The following is a 7790-nucleotide window of genomic DNA, read 5'->3' on the forward strand; positions in this document are numbered from 1 at the left end:
GGGCGTAACGGTCGTGGACGACGACCCCGAGCATCCGGCCGAGCAGGAACAGCCGGAAGCTGGCCTTGTCGCGGCGTCCCAGCATGAACAGGGTGAACAGCAGCGTCGACGCGGAGAGCACGGAGCGCTTCTCGCCCTTCGGGCCGACCTTCAGCGGCGTCTCGTCGAACCCGACGACCTTCTCGGACGCGATCCGCTGCTCGATCGCGTCGACCGACTCGGCGACCGCGTCCGCGCCCAGGGCCAGCAGCGCGTGCAGCCAGCCCGTCGACACCTCCACCCCGCACAGCTCGGCGATCGCCTCCCGGGTCCGCTCGACCGGCAGATGCTGGCGGACCAGGAAGTACAGCGCGAGCGCGCGCAGCTCCGGCCCATAGGACACCGGCGCGCCGGTGTCCTATGGGCCGGGCAGCCACGTGGCGACGCCCACACCCGCACACGACCTGGTGAAGATCATAGCCCCGGCCGTCCCACCCGCCGGCGGCTCCGGCGGCTTCCACCCCGGGATCGCGTCGTCCGTGGACGGCGACAACGAGGAGTTCCGCGAGTTCCGCGACGCCTTCCGCTCCAGGTCAGCAACCCGAGCTGTGCCGTTGTGATTGTCCGAGGCGGATAATAGCTCTGTGACCGTCGATCTTCGTGACAGCCGGATCGCCGAGGTGTGCCGGCGCTACGGCGTAGCTGAGCTGTCCGTCTTCGGTTCGGTGGCTCGCGGCGACGACACCGACGGATCGGACGTCGACCTGCTGTATGTGCTGGCACCCGACTCGACTCTTGGCTTCGAGATCGTCGACCTTCGAGATGATCTAGAGAAGATCGTCGGCCGTCGCGTCGACCTGGTGCCCAAGTCCCGGTTGAAGTGGGTCATCCGTGACCGAGTGCTCGCGGAGGCACGGGTCCTATGCGGCGTGATGAGCTCTACCTCGTCGACATGATCGAAGCCGTGGTCGCCGCGAGGGCGTTCGTCCAGGATGTCGACGAGACCGCGTTCCTGGAGAGTGATCTGATCTAGAGTGCTGTCCTCCAGAAGCTCCTGGTGATCGGTGAGGCGGCCGGACGAGTCTCTCCCGAGATCCGCGGGCGCTGGCCCGACCTGCCGTGGCGGTCCGTCGCAGGTTTCCGCAACATCGCCATCCACGCATACTTCGAGGTCGACTGGTCAATTGTCTGGGGAATCGCCACGACCGCTCTGCGGGAAATCCAGCAGCAACTACTGACGCTCCTCAAGGCGGAGTTCCCGCTCGTCGCCACCCAACTCGACCGACCGCGCTGACCGCGCTTTCTTCTTCACTTTCCACGTCCGACCACGGGCGGCTACAGGCCGGCGGTGGAGACCTCGCCACGCCGCGGCCGGTCTGGAGGTGTGACGTCGATGGATGGCTGGGCGCCCGGAACCGCCAGGTGTATGGAACGTGCGTTCGACTCGGGAGGTGATGCCGCGTCTGGTGTGGTCGCGGGGCATCGTCCCTGGTCAGAATCGCGTGGCGACCGGGCGGACAGTGATCTCAGAGAGCATCTCGTTCATTTTGCGATGGTTCAGTCGGATTTCTGGCGGTGGCAAGGCGAGGCAGGGTCGGAACCGTCCCGCGTCAGAGCCGCCTCAGGCGGTGCAGACGATGGCGCAGGTGAGTCGATACCCCACCTCGCCGTTCCTGAGTCCCGACAATTGCCGTGTACAGGACCCGACAAACTTCGCCTATCTGGACGAGATGCTCTCTAAGAGCGAGTGGCGCCGCCGCGCCTAGGGCTCGCGTCAGCCATCCGGAGCCGAAGAAGGCGTCCAAGTCGGCGACCATGCGCCGCGCGACATCGCCGCCATACTCATTGAGGAAGTCGATTTAGCCTAGTCCGGTGCCATACCTGCCTGGCCGACCCCAGATCAGGACGGTCCTGTCGTCTCCCGCCGACGCAAGAAATGTGTCTCCGTCCGGGCGGGGCACTGGAGTCACAGTCCGAACTGGACCCGTGTGGCCGATGAGAGGGGTGGCGGTGGGCTGACCGGTGAGGGCGTCCCACAACCTCACGACGCCGTCGTCACCGCCGGACGCGAGCAACATACGCCCATTGTGTTGCGGTACGGCAGCAACGGTTCGGACTGGGCCGATATGGCCGTAATCCGGATCACGCAGCCGTGCTGCTCTGTCGTCGCTGCCGGACACCAGCAACGTTCGGCCGTTAGGCAAGGGCACGGCGGCCAATGCACGCACCCAGTCGGTATAGCCACTGAGCGGACCGGCGGCCAACTTTCCGGTCGACGGATCCCATAGCCGCACTGTTCGGTCGACACCACCTGATGCGAGCAGAACCCGCCCATCGGGAATCGGCACGGCAGCGAGTGCTCGCACCCAGTTCGTATGGCCCAAAAGAGGGCGGGTGGCGGGCTCGCCGGTCAGCGGGTCCCACAGCCGCACCGTCTCATCGTCGCCAGCGGATGCAAGCACCGTTCGGCCGCCGGGAAGCGGTATTACGGCCAACGCCTGTACCCAGTCGGTGTGGCCGGCGAGTATCCTAATGACGCAACCGGTGGACGGATCCCACAACCGTATCATCTTGTCTTGGCCCCCGGAGGCAAGGAGGGTTCGACCGTCGGAAAATGGTATTGCGGCCAATGACGTCACCGCGCCGGCATGTCCGGTGAGTGGCTCGTTTATTGCCTGTCCGCTGATTGGATCCCACAAACGCACAGACCCATCGGCGCTAGCTGATGCAAGCAAGATTCGGGCGTCAGGAAGCGGCACCGTAACCAGTGCCAGGACTGCTCCAGCGTGACCAGTTAGGGGGTCAGCGACTTGTGCCTGTGCGGGATCCCAGAGTCGAACTGTCCGGTCGTTGCCTGCCGAGGCAAGCAGGGTCCGCCCATCAGGCAAAGGTACTGCGGTAAGAACTCCGACGGGGTCGACGTGACCAATGAGAGGATCGGTCGCGGACTGGCCGTTCACCGGATCCCACAGTCGCACCGTCTCGTCGTCACTCGCAGACGCGAGGAGGTTCCGCCCGTCGGGCAGAGACACCACAGCCAACGATCCAACTGCGTCGGTGTGACCTTCGAGAGTGGCGACAAGCCGTCCGTCTGTGGGATCCCAGAGATAGACGTCTGGCCCCTCTCCCGCAGAAGCAAGTAAGGCCCGCCCGTCGGGCCCGGGTACTACCGTCAATGCCCATATGCTTTCGCCGAGGCCGATGAGGTGATCGGTCTCCGCGATGAGGGGACCGGTCGCCAATCGAGACCGGACCGGATCCCATAGCTGGACGATGCCCTGATCGTCTCCGGAGGCTAGAAGAGTTCGTCCATCGGTCAGAGGTACCGCGGCGAGTGTCAGCACCCAGTGATCGTGGCCGGCGAGAGGCTCGGCGAAAGGTCGTCCACTAACAGGATCCCATAGCCGTATCGTTTTGTCGTCGCCCGCCGAAGCAAGCACGATCCGCCCGTCAGGAAGTGAGATGGAGATCAATGCGCGGATCGCACTGCGATGACCTTTTAGTCTACGTATCGCGGGCATCCCGTGAATGGGGTCCCACAGCCTCACCGTACCTTCGGCGTCCCCTGATGCAAGCAGGGTCCGACCGTCGGGAAGGTGTAGTACGGCCAGTACTCGCGCGACGTCGACATGACCGTCCAGCGGAGCACAAGCGAGTTGGCCGCTGACTGGATCCCAGATCCGCACCGTGCCATCAGCACTCCCGGAGGCGAGAAACGTCCGCCCATCGGAAAGAGGTACCGCGATCAATGCTCGAATCGTAGCGGTGTGGCCGGTTAGCGGGGCCTTAACCTGCTGCCCGCTGATCGGATCCCATACCCACACCACCCCTTCGTCGTCAGCGGAAGAAATCAGGGTGCGCCCATCTGAAAGCGGCACGGGAGCCAACGCCCGCACTACTCCAGTGTGGCCGGTCAATATGCGATGAGGTATACCCGTCCACATGGCCGTTGTTACGACCCACGGGCGACTTACCTGTCGCGTGCAGGATGCAGCGAGGGCGTGGGCACGGACCTTACGCGCCCAGATATGCAGCCACCACAATTGCTCATCGCTAGGGTGAGCCGGCCATTCATCGATGGCCTGTTCGTAGGCGTTGACAGCAGCGACGCCTTCCGCTGTTTGCAGCCTCCGCCGGTGGCGCAAGATATTTCCGGGATGGCAGGCTAGCAGAAATCCGGGGTCATTGACCAAATCATCGAGGACGCCGGCAAGAGCGGCATGTTCAGGCAGATATGCCACGGCGTAGTTGCTGGTCTCCTGCCAGATTCGCTCGTCACGGGCTCCGGCCGGGATCAAGGCGGCCGTGATGCGCTGGTGCGCCGATTTGTTTGCGGCGGCAAGCTCGAAAGCGAGATGGCGAAGATCCTCGTCGTCCATGTCTTGCAGCGACGTTCCTGCACAGAAGTCTCGAAGGCTCTGGTGACGTGGCAAGTACCGATCAGGATCGCCGCCGGCTCGCAGCGCGAGAAACGGCCGGAAAATCCCGCGCAAGAGTTTGCGAACCTCGTCCTCAGGTACTCTAGCCCACTCTGCGATCGCCGCGGCCGGTTGCGGTTCGCGGATTGCGGTCAATGTGGTAAGAACTGGCAGCCCGTGCATCCGCCAACCGCTCTCGCCCAGCTCGGCGCGCCAGCGAGCCAAGTTATCGGCGTAGTAGCCGGCGAGTCCAACCGGCAGTTGGTCGACTTCGGTGGGCTGGCGTCGCCCGTCTCGTATCTGATCGAGTACCGTCAGAGCGTAGATCCATACGCCGCCGGAGCGGTTCAGCAGCGTTTGACAGAATCGGCTGGCGGTTAGGTCGGATGCACGCATCGCGTCCGCGAGCTGCGGGTCGGTGCCAGTGATCAAAGTCAGGTAGTCAAGTAGGTCCTCGCGGTTGGCGGCGCTCTCGACGTCGATTCGTTCGACCACTCTGGAGCCTGCGGGGATGGCCACCGTTTTCGGTCGAGTGGTCGCGACGATGACCGTTCCTGGTGGAAGACTGGGCGGGAGGCCCAGCGGGAGCTCTCCTCCCAGTGCAGGCGGAGCTTCATCCAAGCCGTCTACGAGAAGCACGACTGGTGTGCCGGGTTGATGACGATCTCGGCTCGCTGCCGCCTCACAGAGGCGGCCGTACAGCCAGGTAGTCGTATCGGCAGCGTCAGGGAGAACGCCGCCGGGAGCTGCATCATCAAGCTTCCACTGGGCAATTAGCTGCGCGGCAAGGTTACGCCTAGCGATCTGTGGACTACGGCCCTCCGCGAGCCGCGTGAAGTGTGCTGGCCATGCCCGTGTGAATGCGAGGTAGGTGGCCAGGGCAGACTTGCCCATGCCGGCCTCGGCCTCAACGAGCAGGTAGCCGCCACGGCGCAGCTGCACACATCGCGAAATAAATTCGTCGATTCGGGCGATCAGATCCTTGCGACCGCGGAACCGGCTGACCGGGTTGTCCGGCTGAGCGGGGTCGACTAATCGCAGGTCGCCCGGCAAAGGGTCAAGAGGGATCGTCGCCTGACGCAGCAACCGAAACGAACCGGCGAACCATTGATGGAGGACCTGTCCGTAGTTGACTCCGACCGCCTGCCCACCCCGCTGCGCGGCCACATCCCCGACCCTGACCGGCATCTCCCGGTCGCGGGTCACGAAACGCCCCCGTTCTGCTGTGTGTCCCCTTGGTCCGGCTTCGCATCCTCCCGCGTCGCGTCGGCCGGCGGCTGCCGACCGGCCCGGCGCTGGACGATCTGTCCGAAGTTCACCCCAACCGCGATCCCGCCGCCCGGCGCTGACACGTCCCCAACACGGATCCCACCCGCCGCCGACGCCCCCGCCGACGGCGGATAAGGCAGTGGCGCGGCGGGAAATGTCGGTCCGGCTGTCGCTCCCGTGCTGCCTGGGAAGATCGGCTCGACCGTAGGCTTGGCTCGCCCGCCGGACACCGCGAGCCGGGCCCAGGCCACCAAGTCCTCCCGTGCTTGCTGCGGAGAACGGTCGAACACATCGAACGAGACAACCTGGCCAAGGATCCCCGGCCGGGGACAGTCCTCAACCCGGACCACCAGCAGCCGCCGCGCGATCCCGGCAGGGTCCGCAGCCCATGCCGCTTGCCATTCTGCCGTCCCGAACTGCGAGCGGCCATAGGCCTCGGACAGCACCGCCACCGTCCGCGCCGCGCGCGTCACCCCGTTCTGCATCCCGACGACAAAGTTCGTCCCCGGTACCAGGTCCCACGCTTGGACAAGCACCCGGAAACCGCCGGCCTCCTCGAGCTGCCAGGCGATCCACTCCGCCCACTCTCGGTCGGCCTCCGTGTACGACACGAAAAAGTCCCAGCCACCCCCACCGTCCGTAGTCGCGTCGACGCCGCCCCCGCCTGTCACGCGAACAGTGTGACACCACAACAGACCGCCCCAGCAGCGATGAAAGAGGACCGGCGGGACGCTGACAAGCAACGACGCCCGGCGCGGTGGCCGACCAGCCGTCGCGTGATCCCATGCGGATGGGGTGAACCGTCGCTGACGCTGGTCGACACAACCGGCCTGCCGGCTCCTCACGGACGTGGGGGTGAACCACGAGATCTGGCGCGCAGGCCGGATCCAGAAGTGCGCGCCACGCGGGTGGGGGTGAACCGCCGGAGCGGCGACCGAGTCGGACCTAGCTCGCGCTGCCTCCGCGCGGTCCGCCCTGCGTGCTCGACGGTGTCAGGCTGCTCCGTTGGGCGGCCGGCTCTGCCAAGGTGTCGAGCGTGGCTTTGGTGTCGGTGCGTAGCTGCGTGACGAGGCTGCGTGCCGCGCCTGCGCCGATGTGGAGGCGTTTGCGGAGGGTCTCGGCGGAGATGGGGCGGTGGTGGAGCTGCCAGTGGAGAACGTCCTCGGCGCGTGCGCGGTGGAGCAAGTCCTGCTCCCGTGCGCCCGGTCTGTCTCGGCGAGCTACTGGCACCTGTCCCACGGATGGCGCTCCTGCCGCAGCCGGGCCACGATCTTGCGGCACTGCCGGTCGGTCGGCCACGATTGACTCGGTCGTGTCGTCCGCTGCCTGTCCGGCGAGCGCGATCGGGCTCGCGGTGGTGGTCTGCATGGCTTGGAGCAGGCTCGGCCCGACCTCGGCCCATCCGATTCTCTCTGCTTTGTGACAGCGCCTCGTTGTCTCGTTACCCGCCGCCGATCGTCTCGTTGTTCTTCTGTCGGTGTGCGTGCCATGTCCGCACGGTCGCCGGGCGCGCATGGCATCTTCTTCTTCGGTGCAGGTTTGAAAGCCGGGATCGCGACACGCGACACTACCCGCCGAATCAAACGAGACACGCAGACTGCGGACAGAAATCCGATAAGGAGGAGCGGGCCGACGGCGTCGAAGGCGGCTTTGCCGTAGTGGCCGGCGATGAGGGGTTCGGCGATGTTCAGCGTGAGCGTTACCGTGCTGGAGAAGATGAGCAGCTGCCGCGCCGAACGAAGCACCTCCACCGGCCCGCCGTGCAGGACGAGGTGCCGCGTGCCAACCAGAAGTGCGACGACCGAGAGGTCGACCGCCGGTGCCACAAGGAACGCGACGTACGTCGGCACCCCCAGACGGATACCGAGCGTCGCCACGTTCCCGAACGCGAACAGGAACGTCAACCCGACGACGATCCCCACAATCGCGGTCACCAGACGGACCGGAGCGTCCGGACCCGCCAGATGTGCGGAACGCGCGTTCGATTCTGTCCGTGATGTTGGAGGCTGGGCGGTCACTCGGCATCGCCCCTGGTCAGGAGTCGTGTCGCGACCGGTCGAACGGTGATCTCGGGACCCTGAACCATGATCGAACGGTTCTTATTGTGGTGCGCTAGGTCCACCA

Annotated in this window: 5 protein-coding genes and 3 pseudogenes; 2 read left to right on the plus strand and 6 right to left on the minus strand. The window is 65.5% G+C overall.

Annotated features, from left to right (window positions below):
• Together MJ783_RS08150 and MJ783_RS23600 are read right to left on the minus strand one after the other, a co-directional pair.
• Nucleotides 1–382: transposase (locus MJ783_RS08150; protein WP_239309705.1), on the minus strand; the 382-nt coding region annotated here is incomplete at its 3' end.
• A 15-nt stretch (nucleotides 383–397) separates the two neighbouring features.
• Nucleotides 398–652 (minus strand): DUF6444 domain-containing protein, encoded by a 255-nt coding sequence (locus MJ783_RS23600; RefSeq protein WP_370651548.1) that lies wholly within the window; start codon nucleotides 650–652, stop codon nucleotides 398–400.
• Here MJ783_RS23600 and MJ783_RS08160 point away from each other — a divergent pair.
• Both MJ783_RS08160 and MJ783_RS08165 read left to right on the plus strand, forming a co-directional pair.
• Nucleotides 624–935, plus strand: coding sequence for a nucleotidyltransferase family protein (locus MJ783_RS08160; RefSeq protein ID WP_239309709.1), 312 nt, complete (start codon nucleotides 624–626; stop codon nucleotides 933–935). The two genes, MJ783_RS23600 and MJ783_RS08160, sit on opposite strands and share 29 nt — an antisense overlap.
• 92 nt (nucleotides 936–1027) lie before the next feature.
• Nucleotides 1028–1273: pseudogene (locus MJ783_RS08165) on the plus strand (DUF86 domain-containing protein); the annotation flags it as partial.
• A 565-nt stretch (nucleotides 1274–1838) separates the two neighbouring features.
• On the opposite strand, the gene MJ783_RS08170 reads toward MJ783_RS08165, so the two are convergent.
• The 4 genes and pseudogenes from MJ783_RS08170 to MJ783_RS08180 form a co-directional block, all read right to left on the minus strand.
• Nucleotides 1839–5603, minus strand: coding sequence for a WD40 repeat domain-containing protein (locus MJ783_RS08170; RefSeq protein WP_239309713.1), 3765 nt, complete (start codon nucleotides 5601–5603; stop codon nucleotides 1839–1841).
• Complete coding sequence (locus MJ783_RS08175) at nucleotides 5600–6277, minus strand: toll/interleukin-1 receptor domain-containing protein (RefSeq protein WP_239309715.1); 678 nt, start codon at nucleotides 6275–6277, stop codon at nucleotides 5600–5602. Before MJ783_RS08175 ends, MJ783_RS08170 begins: the two co-directional genes overlap by 4 nt.
• A gap of 334 nt (nucleotides 6278–6611) precedes the next feature.
• A pseudogene (locus MJ783_RS23605) lies at nucleotides 6612–6866 on the minus strand (hypothetical protein); the annotation flags it as partial.
• A 416-nt stretch (nucleotides 6867–7282) separates the two neighbouring features.
• Nucleotides 7283–7630 (minus strand): annotated as a pseudogene (locus MJ783_RS08180) (hypothetical protein); the annotation flags it as partial.
• Nucleotides 7631–7790 lie beyond the last annotated feature (160 nt).

Source organism: Protofrankia sp. Cj3 (assembly GCF_917627355.1).
Taxonomy (GTDB): Bacteria; Actinomycetota; Actinomycetes; order Frankiales; family Frankiaceae; genus Protofrankia.